Origin of the sequence: Cohnella sp. (genome assembly GCF_041641335.1) — a bacterium.
Classification (GTDB): Bacteria; Bacillota; Bacilli; order Paenibacillales; family Paenibacillaceae; genus Cohnella.
Window position 1 is genome coordinate 51,879 of the sequence record NZ_JBEPYQ010000029.1, and the last position, 16,136, is coordinate 68,014.

Annotated in this window: 12 protein-coding genes; 9 read left to right on the forward strand and 3 right to left on the reverse strand. The window is 58.6% G+C overall.

All coding sequences use genetic code 11. From position 1 onward, the window contains the following. The first annotated feature begins 75 nt into the window (after positions 1–75). The 9 genes from ACESLM_RS11865 to ACESLM_RS11905 all read left to right on the forward strand — a co-directional run bounded on the left by ACESLM_RS11865 (position 76) and on the right by ACESLM_RS11905 (position 12,581). Positions 76–1,002, forward strand: a complete 927-nt coding sequence (locus ACESLM_RS11865; RefSeq protein ID WP_372631785.1) for a carbohydrate ABC transporter permease — start codon at positions 76–78, stop codon at positions 1,000–1,002. Next, positions 999–1,823 (forward strand): carbohydrate ABC transporter permease, encoded by an 825-nt coding sequence (locus tag ACESLM_RS11870; protein WP_372631786.1) that lies wholly within the window; start codon positions 999–1,001, stop codon positions 1,821–1,823. The genes ACESLM_RS11865 and ACESLM_RS11870 overlap by 4 nt, the downstream gene beginning before the upstream one ends. A gap of 29 nt (positions 1,824–1,852) precedes the next feature. Beyond that, positions 1,853–4,588 (forward strand): alpha-L-rhamnosidase, encoded by a 2,736-nt coding sequence (locus tag ACESLM_RS11875; protein WP_372631787.1) that lies wholly within the window; start codon positions 1,853–1,855, stop codon positions 4,586–4,588. Positions 4,589–4,712: 124 nt separating this feature from the next. After that, positions 4,713–5,351 carry a molybdenum cofactor guanylyltransferase gene (mobA, locus tag ACESLM_RS11880; RefSeq protein WP_372631788.1) on the forward strand — a complete coding sequence of 213 codons (639 nt, stop codon included), beginning with the start codon at positions 4,713–4,715 and terminating at the stop codon, positions 5,349–5,351. Positions 5,352–5,359: 8 nt separating this feature from the next. Next, positions 5,360–6,622 carry a molybdopterin molybdotransferase MoeA gene (locus tag ACESLM_RS11885; protein ID WP_372631789.1) on the forward strand — a complete coding sequence of 421 codons (1,263 nt, stop codon included), beginning with the start codon at positions 5,360–5,362 and terminating at the stop codon, positions 6,620–6,622. A gap of 20 nt (positions 6,623–6,642) precedes the next feature. Then, a complete protein-coding gene (gene mobB, locus ACESLM_RS11890; RefSeq protein WP_372631790.1) occupies positions 6,643–7,143 on the forward strand; it encodes a molybdopterin-guanine dinucleotide biosynthesis protein B in 501 nt (166 codons plus the stop codon). A 149-nt stretch (positions 7,144–7,292) separates the two neighbouring features. Further along, a complete protein-coding gene (locus ACESLM_RS11895) occupies positions 7,293–8,339 on the forward strand; it encodes an RpnC/YadD family protein (protein WP_372631791.1) in 1,047 nt (348 codons plus the stop codon). A 332-nt stretch (positions 8,340–8,671) separates the two neighbouring features. After that, a complete protein-coding gene (locus ACESLM_RS11900) occupies positions 8,672–10,408 on the forward strand; it encodes a proline--tRNA ligase (RefSeq protein ID WP_372631792.1) in 1,737 nt (578 codons plus the stop codon). Then, positions 10,395–12,581, forward strand: coding sequence for an ATP-dependent helicase (locus ACESLM_RS11905; protein ID WP_372631793.1), 2,187 nt, complete (start codon positions 10,395–10,397; stop codon positions 12,579–12,581). The genes ACESLM_RS11900 and ACESLM_RS11905 overlap by 14 nt, the downstream gene beginning before the upstream one ends. A 750-nt stretch (positions 12,582–13,331) precedes the next feature. Here ACESLM_RS11905 and ACESLM_RS11910 read toward each other — a convergent pair. From ACESLM_RS11910 to ACESLM_RS11920, 3 genes are read right to left on the reverse strand one after another with little or no spacing between them, the layout of a single operon-like run. After that, a complete protein-coding gene (locus ACESLM_RS11910) occupies positions 13,332–14,114 on the reverse strand; it encodes an ABC transporter permease (protein WP_372631794.1) in 783 nt (260 codons plus the stop codon). A gap of 6 nt (positions 14,115–14,120) precedes the next feature. Beyond that, positions 14,121–14,924, reverse strand: coding sequence for an ABC transporter permease (locus tag ACESLM_RS11915; protein ID WP_094041777.1), 804 nt, complete (start codon positions 14,922–14,924; stop codon positions 14,121–14,123). Next, positions 14,921–15,745 (reverse strand): ABC transporter ATP-binding protein, encoded by an 825-nt coding sequence (locus ACESLM_RS11920; protein ID WP_372631795.1) that lies wholly within the window; start codon positions 15,743–15,745, stop codon positions 14,921–14,923. The genes ACESLM_RS11915 and ACESLM_RS11920 overlap by 4 nt, the downstream gene beginning before the upstream one ends. Positions 15,746–16,136: the final 391 nt, after the last annotated feature.

Sequence of the window (16,136 nt, forward strand, 5' to 3'; positions counted from 1 at the left end):
CATCATCCGGATAAGGCCGGGCGGCGCTAATGCGGCGCCGCCCGGCCTTTGCCGCGGGCAAAGAGGGTGCTACGGTTGGCTTGGTTCAAAAAAAGGCCGTTTCTATGGTTCATATTGCCGGGGTTCGCGCTGTACAGCTTGTTTACCGTCTATCCGATCTTCTCAGCGTTCCAGATCAGCCTGAACCGATGGGACGGGATCGGGCCGAAGACGTTCGTCGGCTTCGCCAATTACGCCGAGCTGTTCGGCAACAAGGAACTGTTCGGGCAGCTGACCGGAGCGTTCCGGCACAGCGTCGTGCTGTTTCTGCTTAACACGCTCGCCGTGCTGCCGGGCCAGCTCTATATGGCCTATTTGCTGTACAGCCGAATCAAAGGACATCGCTTCTTCCAGGCGATGATTTTCTCGCCTCAATTTATCGCTACGCCTGTGATCGTGTTCATGGGCACGCTCATTTTCGACGGCAACATCGGCGTCTTTAACAAGCTGCTGGAAGCGGTCGGATTGGGCGAGTGGACGAGACCGTGGATCGGGCTGCCGGAGCTCGGCATCTATATCGTCTGGATGATGGTCGCTTGGTCGGGCATCGGCGTCGGCATGATCTTTTTCCTCGGGGCGATGAAAATGATTCCGGTTGAAATGATGGAAGCCGCACTGCTCGAAGGAGCGTCCTACTGGCGGAGATTTTTCAGCATCGTGCTGCCTCAGATCAAGACGACGGTGCTGAATATGCTCATCCTGACTTACATTTTCGCGATGACGATGTTCGACTTCAGCTTTATTCTGGGCGGCGTATCCGGCGGCATCAACCGCAGCGTGGACGTGATGGCGCTGTTCTTCTATCGGATCGCCTTCGGCGACAACAGCGCGGTCGGAGGTACGATGAACGTGAACGCCATGGGGATGGGCACGACGATCGCCTGCGTCATGTTCTCCGTTATCTTCGTCGTCGCCGTCGTTCAAGTCGTCCTTACCTATCGCCGAACGGAGGATGGAGCATGAATCTGAAAGCGCGCAGAACGTACGCCAGCTCCGCGATCCTGTGGCTGTATTCCTCTTTTACGCTGTTCGTTCTCGGCTATATGACCTACCAGGCGTTCCGGTCGAAGAAGGAGCTGCTGTCGAACACGTTCGGCTGGCCGGAAGTGTTCAACTTCGCCAACTTCGGCAAGCTGTTCGCGGAATCGGGCTTTCACCGTTACTTTTTCAATAGCGTCTTGATTCTGGCCGCCACGCTGCTGATCGTGATCGCGCTGTCGTCGATGGTCGCGTACGGGATCGGCCGGTTCCGCTTCCGTTTCAAGAACGGGCTGCTCGTTTATTTTCTGATCGGCCTGATGTTTCCGGTGCAGCTCGGTATCGTTCCGATTTTCCTGCTTATTCGCGACATGGGGCTGATGAATTCGCAATGGGGCGTCGTGATCGTGCTTGCGTCGGGGTTGTCGATGCCGGTGTTTCTGCTGACGACGTTTTTCGAGAAGCTGCCGGCAGACCTGTACGAATCGGCGAAGATCGACGGAGCCGGGGAATGGACGACGTTCGCGAAGGTCATGTTCCCGCTGGCGAGCCCGGTCGTGTTCAGCATCTGCATCATTATGTCGGTGCAAATCTGGAACCAGTTTTTCGTTCCGCTGATCATGCTGCAGAGCGAAGCGAAGAAGACGATTCCGCTCATGATCATGAAGTTCACGAACAATCTGATGTACAATATCGACCTGGCGATGGCCGGTTCGGTTATGGCGACAGTGCCCATTCTGATTCTGTTCTTCATTTTCTCCGGCAGGGTGCTGGAGGGCGTCGCTTCGGGCGGCATTAAAGGGTAGAGAGACACGGATAGCTAGGAGGCAGAGAGATGGAAACGTTGAGAGCGCAGCGGCTTCGTACGGAACATTTGGACGATCCGCTTGGGATAGACGTCGTGCGTCCCCGTCTCGGATGGATCGTCGCGTGCGGCAGAAGAGGAGCGGCGCAAAGCGCGTACCGGGTGCTGGTCGCCTCCAGCCCGGAGCTGCTGGGCGTGGACGAAGGGGATTTGTGGGACAGCGGAATCGTGGAGAGCGCGGCGACGCAGCAGGTGGAATATGAGGGAAGCGAGCTCGTCTCTGAGCAGCAGGCGTACTGGAAGGTGCGGGCTTGGGACGAGCTCGGCCGCGCAGGTCCCTGGAGCGAGACGGCCAGTTGGTCGATGGGCCTGCTGAGCCGGGACGAATGGAACGGCGTATGGATCGGGTGGAAAAAGGACGTCAAGCCGACGAAGGAAGCGCCCAAGCCGAACGTATACTTGCGCAAGGGATTTGTCGTGCGAGCGGGCGTGCGCAGGGCGACCGTATACGCAACTGCGCTCGGGCTGTACCGCCTGTGGCTGAACGGGCAGCGCGTCGGACGGGACGTCTTCTCGCCGGAATGGACCGACTATCATGTACGCGTTCAGTATCAGACGTACGACGTAACCGATTGGCTGAGGGAAGGGGACAACGCGGCAGGCGTTCTGCTGGGGCAGGGCTGGTACTCCGGCTATATCGGCATGTTCGGGTATCAGAAATACGGCATGGACCCGGCATTCCTGATGCAGCTCAATCTCGAATACGCAGACGGCTCGCGGGAAAAGGTGACGACCGACGGATCGTGGGCGGCGTCTCTCGGCCCGGTCGTCTCCTCGGATTTGCAGTTGGGAGAGACGATCGACGCGCGGCTGGAGATGCCGGGCTGGAGCGGGCCGGGCTTCGCGGATGCGGGCTGGAGTCCGGTCGATGTCATGTACGATTACCGCGGCTGGATCGTCGCGCAGATGTCGCGGCCGATCCGGGAGACGGAGGAGCGGACGCCGCACAGCTTGCGATGGACGCCGGACGGGCGCGTGTTGATCGACTTCGGACAAAATATGGCGGGGTGGATTCGCGCAAGCGTGCGGGGAGCGGAGGGGACGCGGATCACGTTCCGGTTCGGAGAGGCTCTGGACGCGAGCGGAGAATTGTATACGGACAACCTGCGCTTCGCCCGACAGACCGATGTGTACGTATGCCGAGGCGGGGACGAGGAGACGTTCGAGCCGACTTTTACGTATCACGGCTTCCGCTATGTGGAAGTAAGCGGGGGCGGACCGTTCGAGCTGAGCGATGCGGTCGGCGTCGTCGTTCACTCGGATTTGCCGGACACGGGGGAACTGGAAACTTCGCATCCTCTCGTTAATCGGCTAATCGAGAATGTGCGCTGGACGCAGCGGGCGAACTTCATGAGCGTGCCGACGGATTGTCCGCAGCGGGACGAGCGCCACGGCTGGACGGGGGACGGACAGATTTTCTCCGGCACGGCTGCTTATTATATGGATGTTTCGGCTTTCTACGCGAAGTGGCTCGTCGATCTGGTGGATGCGCAGAGGCCGACCGGGGCGTATACGGATTTCGCTCCGTTTATTTTCGGTCCGAAGACCGAGTACGACAACGATTTCACATACACGCATACGGCTTCGGCGGGGTGGGCGGACGCGCCGCTCATCGTGGCGTGGCTGCTGTACGAAACCTACGGGGACAAGCGCGCGCTTCGCAAGCATTACGACTCAATGAAGCGCTGGGTCGAATTCAATCGCGCGCAGTTCCCTGACGGCATTCGCGACGACGTGCCTCAGTACGGGGACTGGCTGTCCGTGAACGAGCGTCCGTTCGAGGAGCGAATCGCCGAATTCGGACGCCTGGTCAGTCATTACTCCACGACGCCTTACGATATTTTCTCGACTGCGTATATGGCCTACAGCGCCAAGCGGATGGCGGATATCGCCGCAGCGCTGGGCGAAGAGGAGGACTGCCGGTCTTACCGGGAGCGGTTCGAACAGATTCGCTTCGCGTTCGCCGATCGGTTTGTGGAAGAGGAAGGGCGGATTAAAGGAGATACGCAGACGGCTTATGCTTTGGCATTGGAAATGGAACTGCTGCCGGAGAGGCTGCGGGGGGCCGCGGTCGCGAGACTCGTCGGCAAAATTCGCGAGCTGGGAGACATGGCGACGACGGGCTTCCTCGGCACGAAGTTTCTGATGGATGCGCTCGTGCGGGAAGGGCATGCCGACTTGGCGTTCCGTCTGCTGCTGCGTGAGGAGTACCCGTCCTGGCTGTATTCCGTGCGACAGGGCGCTACGACGATCTGGGAACGGTGGGACGGCTGGACGGAGGAGAGAGGTTTTCAGAATCCGGGGATGAATTCGCTGTGCCATTACGCCTTCGGATCGATTGGCGAATGGCTGTTCCGTCACGTCGGCGGCATCGGGCGGGAGGGCGCCGGCTTCGGGGAGTTGCTTATTCGTCCGCGGCCGCTCGGCGGATTGACGTTCGCCCGCTGCCGCTACGACAGCGCGCATGGGCCGGTCGCGACGGAGTGGAGGGTCGTGAACGGTGAGCTGCTGCTCGTCGTGGAAGTGCCGGCCAATGCGACCGCGCTCATCTACGTGCCGTCCGTGGAAGGCACGGAAGTGCTGGAAGGGAACACGCCTGCCCGGCTGGCTGCGGGCGTCAGCGAAGTCGGCCGGAAGGACGGGTGCGCCGCGTTCCGGGTCGGCTCGGGCTGGTACAGCTTCGTGTCTCTGCTTCCGCAGACATAGTGACCAATGTGCTTGCTTCGTTAGTCGATAGAAGACTACAATGGTAGAAACAGTAACATCAATGAATCATTCTATTCGCGGGTCAGCCTGCAATAGTCATAGAAATTCGGCGAGGTGCGAAGCGGTGAAGCAGGCGGAAGTAACGACGGTTATCTTGGCCGGCGGAGAAGGCAGGAGAATGGGCGGCCGCAATAAGGCGCTGCTGACGATCGGTCGGGAGACGATTATCGAACGCCAGCTTCGCGAAGCGGCGAAGATGTCGGACGAGATCGTCGTCGTGGCCAACGATCCGGCGTTTGCCGAAAAGCTGCGGACGACGGTGCCGTCCGTTCGGACCGTGTCCGACATCTACGCGGGAGAAGGCCCGCTTGCCGGCGTGCATGCCGGGTTCCAAGCCGCCGCGTCCCCGTATATTTGGCTGCTGGGCTGCGATCAGCCGTATCCGAGCGCGGCCGCGGCCGATTACTTGCTCGGCCGGCTGACGAGCGGCCGGGATCAGGCGGCGGTTCCCGTAATCGGAGGGAATCTTCAGCCGCTTCACGGCGTCTACCGCAAGGAAACCGGTACGATCGCGGAAGAGCTGTTGCAAGCCGGAATGCGCCGATTGCGGGATTGGATGGAGCGAATGGAACGGTGCGAGATCGGAGAGGACGAACTGCAGGCCGGCGGGCATTCGCTCGCTTTGGCCGAGGATATCGATACGCCGGAACAGCTCGCCAAGGAGAACGCCCGATGGGCGGAGCATACGCAGCAAAGGAGTTAGCTTCTACTATGCAGCAGACAGACACCCCCGAACGTTTTCGTCGCAGAGCAATACAGCCGGAAGAAGCGCAGCAAGCGATACTGGATCATATTCGGGTTCTTGGCGCCGAGACCGTTTCTTTGCACGAGGCGTGGGACAGACATTTGGCGGAGGCGCTGATCGCGCCGCATCCGTTTCCGCCCTTCCGCAGATCGGGCATGGATGGCTACGCCGTACGCACGGCGGATCTGGAACATGCCCGGCCTGACGGCCAGGCGGAGCTCGCCGTGCTGGAGAATCTGCCCGGAGGCACCGAGCCGAAGCATCCGATAGGTCCCGGCCAAGCATCCCGGATCATGACCGGCGGCATGGTGCCCGAAGGGGCGGACGCCGTCGTCATGCTGGAGATGACTTCGCCCGGGGAACGGGAAGGCCGTGCATACGTGGAGATCGGCAAGTCCGTCCCGCGGGGCGCCAATATTTCCGAGATCGGCAGCGAGATTCGCGAAGGAGAGAAGCTGCTGCCCGCCGGACAGCGGATCGGGGCGGGGGAGAGCGCCGTGCTCGCTTCTTGCGGCTGTGCCCGCGTTGCCGTATCGCGTCGCCCTCTCGTGGCGATTCTGTCCACCGGAAGCGAGCTGTTGGAAGTGGACGAGCCGCTCGCGCCCGCGAAAATTCGCAACAGCAACTCGCCGATGCTGGCGGCGCTCGTACGGGAGTTCGGCGCGGAGCCGATGTTGCTCGGCAAGGTGCCCGACGAAGCGGAGGCAGCCGGCAAGCTCGTGCGGGGGACGCTGGCCGAATGCGATCTGCTGCTGACGACCGGCGGCGTATCGGTTGGCGATTACGACGTCATGGTCGATATTTTGGCGCAGCCGGACGTGAAGCTGCTGTTCAACAAAATCGCGATGCGGCCCGGAAGTCCGACATCCGCGGCGCTGTTCGGTGACAAGCTGGTGCTCGCGCTGTCCGGCAATCCGGGAGCGTGCTTCGTTGGCTTCCATCTGTTCGCCGTTCCGGCGCTGCGCCGCATGCTCGGGATGGAGCGGCCGCTCCATCCTTCGTTTACGGCATGCTTGGGCGAAGATTTCCCGAAAGTAAACGCCTACCGCCGCTACATTCGGGCCAGCGCCGAGATCAGGGACGGACAAGTATGGGTAACGCCGACCGGGGACGATAAATCGAGTCTGATGACGACGATCGTCGGGGCGGACTGCCTGATCGAAATTCCCCCGCTCAAGGAAGGGCTGAAGCGGGGACACCCCGTGAAGGCCTGGAAAATAAGCCGGTAGCCGGGAGGGAACGGACAGCGATGCGTATCATTCAAATCGTCGGGTACAAAAAATCGGGCAAAACGACGTTGTCGTGCGAGCTTATCCGAGCCTTCGCCGCCGAAGGCCGCAAAGTAGGCACGCTTAAGCACGACGCCCATCAGTTCGAGCCGGAGCCGCCGGGCACGGATACGTGGAAGCACCGGGAAGCCGGCTCGTCGGCGACGGCGATCGTTTCACCGACGCGAACCGCTTGGGTATTGGAGCGAACGACGTCCGTCGAGGAATTGGTGTCGCAGATGGAGACGCGCGAACTCGACGACCTGATTATCGAAGGCTTCAAGTCCGCGCCTTATCCGAAGGTAGCGCTTATTCGGGACGACGGGGACGCTGACTTGCTGGGGCTGTCCAACATTGTAGCGGTCGCGCTTCGCAAGCCGCTGCCTTCCATCGAAGAGCAGGCGGCCGCACAAGGCATTCGAGTGTTTATCCTTCCTGACCCCGGCTCGTCCGAACCGCTTCTCGCTTTTCTTCGATCGTAAAAAGCAGTTGCGCCGGCGAGTCCGGCATGTTACGATATGGCCAATAATAAGATTCGGTCGTGAAGCACACGCCGCTCGTTCTCCTAATGGAGAAGGGCGGCTTTTTCGTTTCTCGGAGAATTTTTCATGGTGAGGGGAGAGGGCAGCGTATGGGGCACGACCGTCTGTATAAGGAACTGCTGCGGCATTTCTTTAAATCGTTTATGGAATTGTTCTTCCCTTCTATCTCCGGCGCCATCGATTACTCGCACGTGAAGTTTTTGTCGAAGGAAGTGTTCTCGGACGTCGTCCGGGGAACGACGGGAAGAGTCGATATTTTGATCGAGACGCTGCTGATCGAGGAGGAAGGGCCTTTGCGGCCAAGCAAAAAGAAGCGTGGGCTCATTATCGTTCATCTGGAGGCGCAATCTTACTATCAGCTTACTTTTCCGGAAAGAATGTTTCTCTATTCCGGCAAGCTGTACGAGAAATATCGCCGGCGCATCCTTCCCATTGCCATTATCGGTCATCGGCGCAAGCAGGAGGAGCCTTCCGAGTTCGGCTGGCGTTTTCCGTTTCTCGACGTGATGACTTTCCGCTATCTGAAGGTGCAGTTCCGGAGGAGAAACTGGCGGGAGTTTATCGAGCTGGACAATCCGGTCGCTGCTGCGCTTTTGAGCAGTATGGACTATAATAAAGAGGAACGCGTTCAGGTGAAGCTCGAGTTTTTGCGGATGATTACCCGGATGCGGCTCGATCCGGCGCGCATGAAGCTGCTGGCTGTATTTTTCGAATCGTATATGCAATTAACCGAAGCCGAGGAAGAGCGGCTGATGGCAACGATAGAACGACAACGCCTGGAAGAGGAGGGGAAGTTGATGGAATGGATGACTTCTTGGGAACTCAAAGGGATGAAGAAAGGCCTCAAGGAAGGACGTCTGGAAGGCCGCGAAGAGGGGATTAAGGCGGGGATTCTCAAAGGGAAGACGGAAAGCAAGCAGGAAATCGCCTTGAAGATGCTGGAGAAAGGCTTCGAGACGGCGACGATTCGCGAGCTTACCGGTCTGTCCCGCCAGAAAATCCAGAAGCTCAGAGAATCGCTGAGGGAAGAGCGGAAGGAAGCGGACAGGAGCGTGCGAGAGCAGCGTTTGGGCGAAGCGTATGCCGAACCGCCGTACGAGCGCGATTTCGCGGAATCGTACGATTCTCCGGATTAGAATTGACAAGGCTCGAAGGAATAGTGTAAATTATCGGGAAGCTATGTTGACCTATATACGATGAATGGCTTAGACCAAGGATATGAGATTCGGCACGCCGCCGCGCAGAGAGGAAGCCCCAGGCTGTGAAGCTTCCCGACGGCACGAAATCTTCCCGCCTTGCGAGCCGCAGCGGTGAATCCGAAGTATCCGCTGCCGGGAAAATCCCGTTATCCGGTTGAGGAATGCCGAACGCGCGAGCGGACGGTATTCGAATGAGGGTGGTACCGCGAACGCATTCGTCCCTTGACGAGTGTGTTTTTTTGTTTGTAATCAAAGGGGGTCGTCAAACGATGAGACAAAGCCGACTGTTCGCCCAAACGTATCGGGAAGCGCCGGCAGAGGCGGAGGCGGTCAGTCACCGGCTGCTGCTGAGGGCCGGGTTCATCCGGCAATTGGCGGCGGGAGTGTATGCGTTTTTGCCGCTGGGCCGTAGAGTGCTGCGCAAGCTGGAAGGAATCGTTCGAGAAGAGATGGATCGCGCCGACGCGCAGGAGCTGCTGATGCCGGCGATGCAGCCTGCCGAGCTGTGGCGGGAATCCGGGCGTTATTCCGCATACGGTCCGGAGTTGATGCGGTTAAGCGACCGCCATGATAGGGAATTTGCGCTCGGACCGACCCATGAAGAGGTCGTTACGGCGCTGGCCCGCGAGGAAATCCATTCTTATCGGAAGCTGCCCGTGACCGTCTATCAGATTCAGACGAAGTTCCGGGACGAGAGGCGTCCGCGTTTTGGGCTGATGAGAGGCCGGGAGTTTCTGATGAAAGATGCCTATTCGTTTGATATCGATCTTGAAGGACTGGATCAAAGCTACCGAGCGATGTACGCGGCTTATGAACGCATATTCGCACGGAGTGGGTTAAACGTACGGGCGGTGGAAGCGGATGCCGGAACGATCGGCGGAGAGGGAGGAACGCACGAATTCGTGGCGCTCGCCGATATCGGCGAGGATACGATCGTCTCGTGCTCGCATTGCGGGTATGCAGCCAATCTGGAGAAGGCGGATGCAGGCGTGTCGGAGGTTGCGGGGACGAAGACGGGACAATCGGCGCCGATGCCGGAGCGGCTTTATACTCCGAACGTAAGGACGATCGAAGAACTGGCGAATTTTCTCGATGTGCCGCCTTCCGGTCTGCTGAAAACGTTGATCTACGAAGCCGACGGCGAGATCGTCGCCGTGCTGGTCCGCGGAGACCGCGAGGTGAACGAGGCGAAGCTCCAGGCGTTTTTACGGGTTGCGGAACTGGCCATTGCGGACGCGGATGCCGTGGCCCGGACGACCGGAGCGCCGATCGGCTTTGTCGGTCCGATCGGCCTGAACGTGCCGATTTTCGCCGATCGGGAAATCGTGGAGGGAGACGGTTGGATCGCGGGAGCGAACGAAAGGGACTACCATGTACGAGGCGTGAAGCCGGGCAGAGACTTCTTCGTCGAAGCGACGGGCGATTTTCGCAAAGCAGCGGAAGGTGAGCGTTGTATGAGGTGCGGCGAAGGAACTTATCGTTTTCACAAGGGGATAGAGGTCGGCCATGTGTTTAAGCTCGGAACGAAATACAGCGAACGTTTGAATGCGACGTATTTGGACGGGGAGGGCCGCAAGCGGCTGCTCGTGATGGGCTGTTACGGTATTGGCGTATCCCGCATGCTCGCCGCCGCGGTCGAGCAGAACTATGACGAGGCCGGTATCGTCTGGCCGATGTCCATCGCTCCTTTCCGCGTTCATATCGTTCCGGTCTCGATGCAGGACGATGCACAGAGGGAACTGGCCGAAAGCCTCTACGAACGATTCTTGTCCGCTGGAATCGATGCGTTGATCGACGACCGCGACGAGCGGGCCGGCGTGAAGTTCAAGGATTCCGATCTCATCGGCGTGCCGATTCGTATCGTCGTTGGCAAGCAAGCCGGTCAAGGCGTAGTCGAAATGAAGCTTCGAGACGGCTCCGGCAATGCGGAGGTAACCGCCGAAGAGGCCTATGCGGCCGTACTAGACAGGATATGGAAGCAGGAGAGAGCCAATGAATTTCTTTGAACGAATGGCGAAAGAGGCCGGGGTCGCCCTGAACGAGCAGCAGCGACGGGCGGCGTCTCATGCCGAGGGTCCGCTGTTGCTGCTTGCTTCGCCGGGGTCGGGCAAGACGACGACGATGCTGATGCGGATCGCCTATTTAATAGAAGAGAAGAAAGTCCCGGCGGAGCGGATCAAGGCGGTGACGTTCAGCAAAGCGTCGGCGGAGGATATGAAGACGCGGTTCGTCAAGCTGTTCCCGGCGCTGGCGGCGAACGCTCCCGACTTTTCCACCATTCACAGTCTGGCGTTCGAGATCGTCAGGGATCATTTTCGCAGGCGCGGCATAACGTACCGGATCATCGAAGGCAGGGGCGGAGACGAAGACGACGGACGGCCGAACAAACCGAAAATCATCCGCGAGCTGTACCGCAGAGCTAACGGAGACTATCCGCCGGACGACCGGATGGAAGAGCTGACGAGGTATATCGGCTTTGCGAAAAACAAGCTGATTCCGCCGGACGGGCTGTCGTCGGTCAAATGCGACGTTCCGAGGGCGGAGACGATCTACAGGGAGTACGAGCATTATAAGCGGACGGCCGAGGATCGGTTGCTGATCGACTTCGACGACATGCTGACGGAAGCCGATGCGGCGCTGGGAGCGGATGCTTCCCTGCTTGCGAAGTACCAAGGCCGGTTCGATTACGTGATGACGGACGAGAGCCAGGATACGTCGCTCGTGCAGCACGAGATCGTGGAAAAGCTGATTCGCAAACACGGCAATCTGTGGGTCGTCGCCGACGACGACCAGAGCATCTACGGTTGGCGCGCCGCGGAGCCGAAATATTTGCTGGATTTCAAGGGGAAGCACCCGCGGGCGGTAGTCTTGCTGTTGGAGCAAAACTACCGTTCGACCTCGAACATCGTGGACGTTGCGAACCGTTTCATCAAGCGCAACCGCGATCGTTACGACAAGAACATGTTCACGGGCAATCCGGCCGGAGAAGACATCGTCGTCACGGCGCTGCCGGACTATCGCTATCAGGCGAAATACGTGACGGAGAAAATCGTCGACGAGGGCGAACTTGGCGACACCGCGGTTTTGTACCGGAACAACAGCTCGTCCATCATGCTGATGAACGCCCTTGATCGTGCGGGCATTCCCTTCTATATGAAGGACGGGGATGCGCGTTTTTTCTCCCATTGGATCGTGGAGGACGTGCTGAACTTTATGAGGCTGACGTTTAACGACCGGCGTGCCGACATTCTGGGGAAAATCCATTTGAAGTTCGGCGGCTACATTTCGAAAAAACAGATGGAGCAGCTGCTGGAGCTTCAAGCGGACCCGGAAGACTCCGTGTTCGACCGTCTGGTTAAACATATTCCGCTGCGAGAATACCAAGGGAAAGCGCTGGCGGCATGTAAGATGGCGTTCCACAGTATGCAAGGAGCGCAGCCGCTGGCGGCGATCCGGACGATTCGCGGCAAGCTCGGCTACGACAAGGCTATCGACAAGTCGTGCGAGCGGATGGGCTATCGCAAGGAGGTGCTGCTCGGCATTTTGAATGCGCTGGAGGAGATCGCGGAGCCTCTGGAGACGATGGAACAGTTTGCGGCCAGATTGAAATTTCTTGAGGAACGAATGAAGCGGTCGAAAGGCGGCAAGCGGGAAGAAGCAGTGACGTTGTCTACGCTACACAGCGCCAAAGGACTGGAGTTCTCTCTCGTGTACATCGTCGACTTGATCGAAGGCGTGCTGCCTTCGACGGATGACGTCCGCAAGTGGGAGAAAGGGGACGCCGACGATATGGAGGAAGCGGCCAGACTGTTCTATGTGGGCATGACGAGGGCGAAGCGGCGCCTCGAATTGATCTCGTACGCGAGGAAGGAAGATGAGCCGGTTACGCTGTCCCGCTTCGTCGAAGACGTTCGCCGGCTTCAGCTCAGAACTCCGGAACCGGCGTCCGCGGGCGCGAAGGGGCGACCGCGGACGTCCGCTCCGGCGAATCCGAACGCAATTCGCGATCCGTCGCTGCTCGTCGTCGGAACTAAAGTCCGGCACGCCGTCTTCGGTGACGGAGAGATCGTCCTGACGCTCGGGGATAGCCTGGATATCCGGTTCCGCGAGGCGACGAAGCGCCTGTCCGCTAACATTTGCGTGCAGATGGGACTGCTGGAGCCGATGCCATCGCCGTGAAGAGCGCGTTGGGGCAAAATCCTTGCAGCCGACTGTGGGTTTGACTCTGTAGTCCGACTGAGCAAGGTTGCAGCCTCGCTGTACCACGGTTTGCTGATGTAACTCGACTGAGCAAGGTTGCAGCCTCGTTGTACCGATGTATGACTCAGTAGCCCGATTCAATCAGACTTAATAGACGTGGATTCTTCCACATCTTGGTTACGTTTCTTCGGGAGCGCTCTACCAGGTAGGGGCAAGGGGGCTGAGAGGAAAGAATGTATGAAATAGCGATTAATTCTTTTTCGTCAGGGCCTCATCCGTGTGCCAATGTGCGATTTTCTAGAACAACGTCCTCCGTTTGAGCGCCATTTGGGGGGAATTACTCGATTCTTTAGAACAACGCCTTCCGTTTGAGCGCCATTTGGGGGGAATTACTCGATTCTTTAGAACAACGCCTTCCGTTTGAGCACCATCTGGGAGGAATTACTCGATTGTTTCGAGCAACTCGCTTTTCGAGAGCTCCTCCATAGGGTGTATATCCAGGTATGCGAATGGGGCAGTCATTGAATAAAGCGAGGTATGCGCCAAGGCACTTTTATGGCCTCGACCTCGCGGCACACTCTACCGAGGCATCGTTATTGCCCTGGCTTCGTAACCCGGATGCCCCCAAGGCACTTCTTTGGCCTCGGCCTCGCCTCCCTCGGTCCTGACTGACGGGGATAGTCCCAAGAAAGCCCCAAGAAAGCCCCGCGGCCCCCGCCCCACCCACTCCTACGATCCCGTAGACCGGTACCTTCGGACGCCGAAGTTCCACAGCAGCAGGCAGGGCACGATGAACAGGCAGCCGGCCAGTGGAGCGAGCATGTACGGCACGCCGCTTCCTTCCGTTCTGCCGAGAATGTATTGGAGCGGCAAGTAGTTGACGCACCCGAACGGGATGACGTAGGTGAAGAAGCGGGTGATCCATTTGTGATAGATGTTCAGCGGATATTGCGCCATCTCCCGGCCCCCGTCGGTTAAAATGTTGCCCACCTCAAGCCCCTGCACCGTCCAGAAGCACATCGTCGCGATGACGATGAAGATGCCGGTGAAGATCATGACTCCGCTGGCGATCATGAACAGAAGCGTAACGCCTTTCATGAACGTCCAGTTCGCCTCAACCTTGCTTAGCGCCCATACGAGCACGATCAGGCTTTGCAGCAGTCTTCCGAAGCGGGTGAATTCGAACTTCGAGCCGAGCACCTGAAGCACCGTGCTGCGGGGACGGACGAGCAGCCGGTCGAAGTCGCCGTTAACGATCAGGGTGGAGAACATGTCGAAGCCTCGCGCCAGACATTCAGAGACAGCGAACGCCATGTGGATGACGCCGAATACGAGCGCGACTTCGAAAAACTCCCAGCCCTGGATTTGTCCGAACCGGTCGAACAGCATGTACAGCCCCGCGAATACGGAAAAAGGGATAAAAAATTGTCCAAACGTCAGCAACCAGAACGACGTCCGGTACTGCATCTGGGATTTGAACAAAATAAGCAAATATTTGCCGAACAGTCTCATTCCGCCTCAGCCTCCTTGGATGACGACTCGTCTAAGCGCCTTGCCCATCGCGAACCGGCCGATCCACACGAGCGCCGCCAGCCACAGCAGCTGGATCGGGATCGTGGCCAGAGCTTCGTCTGTCGGAATGTGCCCGGAGTATACGCGGAACGGAAAGTCAGCCGCTAACCGGAACGGAAGCGCATAGACGATGGTTTGCAGCCAGGAAGGCATAAGAGGCACCGGCACGATCATGCCTGCGAGAAACTCTCCAGCGACTCCGAACATCAGCAGCGAGCCGGCCGCAGACATCGTAATAAACGTAGAAATGTAAATCAGCATAGAAACGGCCACCAGGATGAATAGACCGAGAATGAGAACGAGCAGGAACAGCAGCGCGGTCGCCGGATCGGGCGGCAAAGTCAGCCGGTAAGGCGAAGGCAGCAGAAGGGCGACGGCGAGAATCGGAAAGCAGCGAAGAACGGCGCTCGACAGGCGCTGCGCGAGCAGCTTGGCATACCATAAGCCGTACAGACCGCTCGGACGGCATAGCTCGTACGCGATGTTGCCTGTCGTAATCAGTTGGAACAGCTCGTTGTCCCGGAACCAGAGAGCGATAAAAGCGAGGAAAGCTTGCTGCAGCCAAATGTAGGTGACAATCTGTGTCAGAGAGATCGGAGGATCGGCCAGCGGCTGGCTGTAGAAAGCTTGATACACCATAATGATGATGAATCCCCAGAAAAATTGCGTCGCGATGCCGGCCAGGGCGGCGGAACGGTATTGGAAGCCCGTCGCGAGCTTCAAGCGGAATACGGAGTAGCACGCCCTCATGAGATTTCGTACTCCTTGTACATGTTGACGAGCGCCTCTTCGATCGCCGAGCCGCCTCCGGTCTCCCCGCTCTCGGCCGCTCCGTACTTCTCGCGCATGGCGGCGAGGTTCCCGTCGTAGAGCAGCTTCCCTTTGCCGATCAGCAAAATGCGCTGCGCCAGCGCCTCGATGTCGCTCATGTCGTGCGTCGTCAGAATGACGGTAACGCCCTTCTCCTTGTTGATCGCGGAGATGAACTTCCGGACCGCGATTTTGGATACGGCGTCGAGCCCGATCGTCGGCTCGTCCAGGAACAGAATGCCGGGACCGTGCAGCAGGGAGGCGGCGATCTCGCAGCGCATCCGCTGTCCGAGGCTGAGCTGCCTCACGGGCGTCCGCAGCAGGTCTCCCAGGACGAGCGTATCCGTAAGCAGCTCCAGGTTGCCCCGGTATTCCTTGTCCGTCACGTCGTAGATGTCGCGCAGCAGCTCGAACGAATCGATGACCGGCACATCCCACCACAGCTGGGAACGTTGGCCGAATACGACGCCGATGTTGCGCACATATTGGACCCGATCGAGCCAGGGCGTGTACCCCATAATGCTGCACGTGCCGCCGTCGGGGACGAGAATGCCGCTCATCACTTTGATCGTCGTCGATTTGCCCGCCCCGTTCGGTCCGATGTAGCCGACGATTTCCCCGGGGCCGATCGAGAACGTGACGTCGCTCAGCGCGGCCACTTCCGTATACTCCCTTCGAAACAGCGACTTAAACGCGCTTCCGAAGCCCGAAGACCTTCGGGCTACTTTAAAGCTCTTGCTGATTCCGCTAACGGTAATCAAAGTATTGTCCTCCTGTATGGAATAAAAGCGAAAGGAAGAAGATACTACCATTGCCCGGGAAGCGCTGTCAAGCATTATTTTGAGATGAAAATGGAGCTGCCCCATAAGTAAGGGCGTACAAGATTATCGATGAAAAAAAGAAAGGCATCTATCTCCTGGAGACTGCCTCATACGGTCCTGAAATCACCCTGTGACGGGTTAACCAATCAAATTTCAGGATCGGGGTATCTTGCATCGGAAGGAGATAGATGCCCATTACCCTGCATCCATCGATAATCGTTCGGTACGACTCTGTTTACTTATGGGGCAGCTCCATGCAAGAAGAGGAATATGAAATCAGCGTCGTTCCGGCTCGGAGGCGAGCTGCTGCCTGAATCCGGAGAGCAGGACG

Coding starts and splice junctions, on each gene's coding strand:
- ACESLM_RS11895 (WP_372631791.1), top strand. CDS start 7,293: ATGGGGCACGACCGTCTGTATAAGGAACTGCTGCGGCATTTCTTTAAA.
- ACESLM_RS11900 (WP_372631792.1), top strand. CDS start 8,672: ATGAGACAAAGCCGACTGTTCGCCCAAACGTATCGGGAAGCGCCGGCA.
- ACESLM_RS11885 (WP_372631789.1), top strand. CDS start 5,360: ATGCAGCAGACAGACACCCCCGAACGTTTTCGTCGCAGAGCAATACAG.
- ACESLM_RS11915 (WP_094041777.1), bottom strand. CDS start 14,924: ATGAGGGCGTGCTACTCCGTATTCCGCTTGAAGCTCGCGACGGGCTTC.
- ACESLM_RS11875 (WP_372631787.1), top strand. CDS start 1,853: ATGGAAACGTTGAGAGCGCAGCGGCTTCGTACGGAACATTTGGACGAT.
- ACESLM_RS11870 (WP_372631786.1), top strand. CDS start 999: ATGAATCTGAAAGCGCGCAGAACGTACGCCAGCTCCGCGATCCTGTGG.
- ACESLM_RS11905 (WP_372631793.1), top strand. CDS start 10,395: ATGAATTTCTTTGAACGAATGGCGAAAGAGGCCGGGGTCGCCCTGAAC.
- mobB (WP_372631790.1), top strand. CDS start 6,643: ATGCGTATCATTCAAATCGTCGGGTACAAAAAATCGGGCAAAACGACG.
- ACESLM_RS11910 (WP_372631794.1), bottom strand. CDS start 14,114: ATGAGACTGTTCGGCAAATATTTGCTTATTTTGTTCAAATCCCAGATG.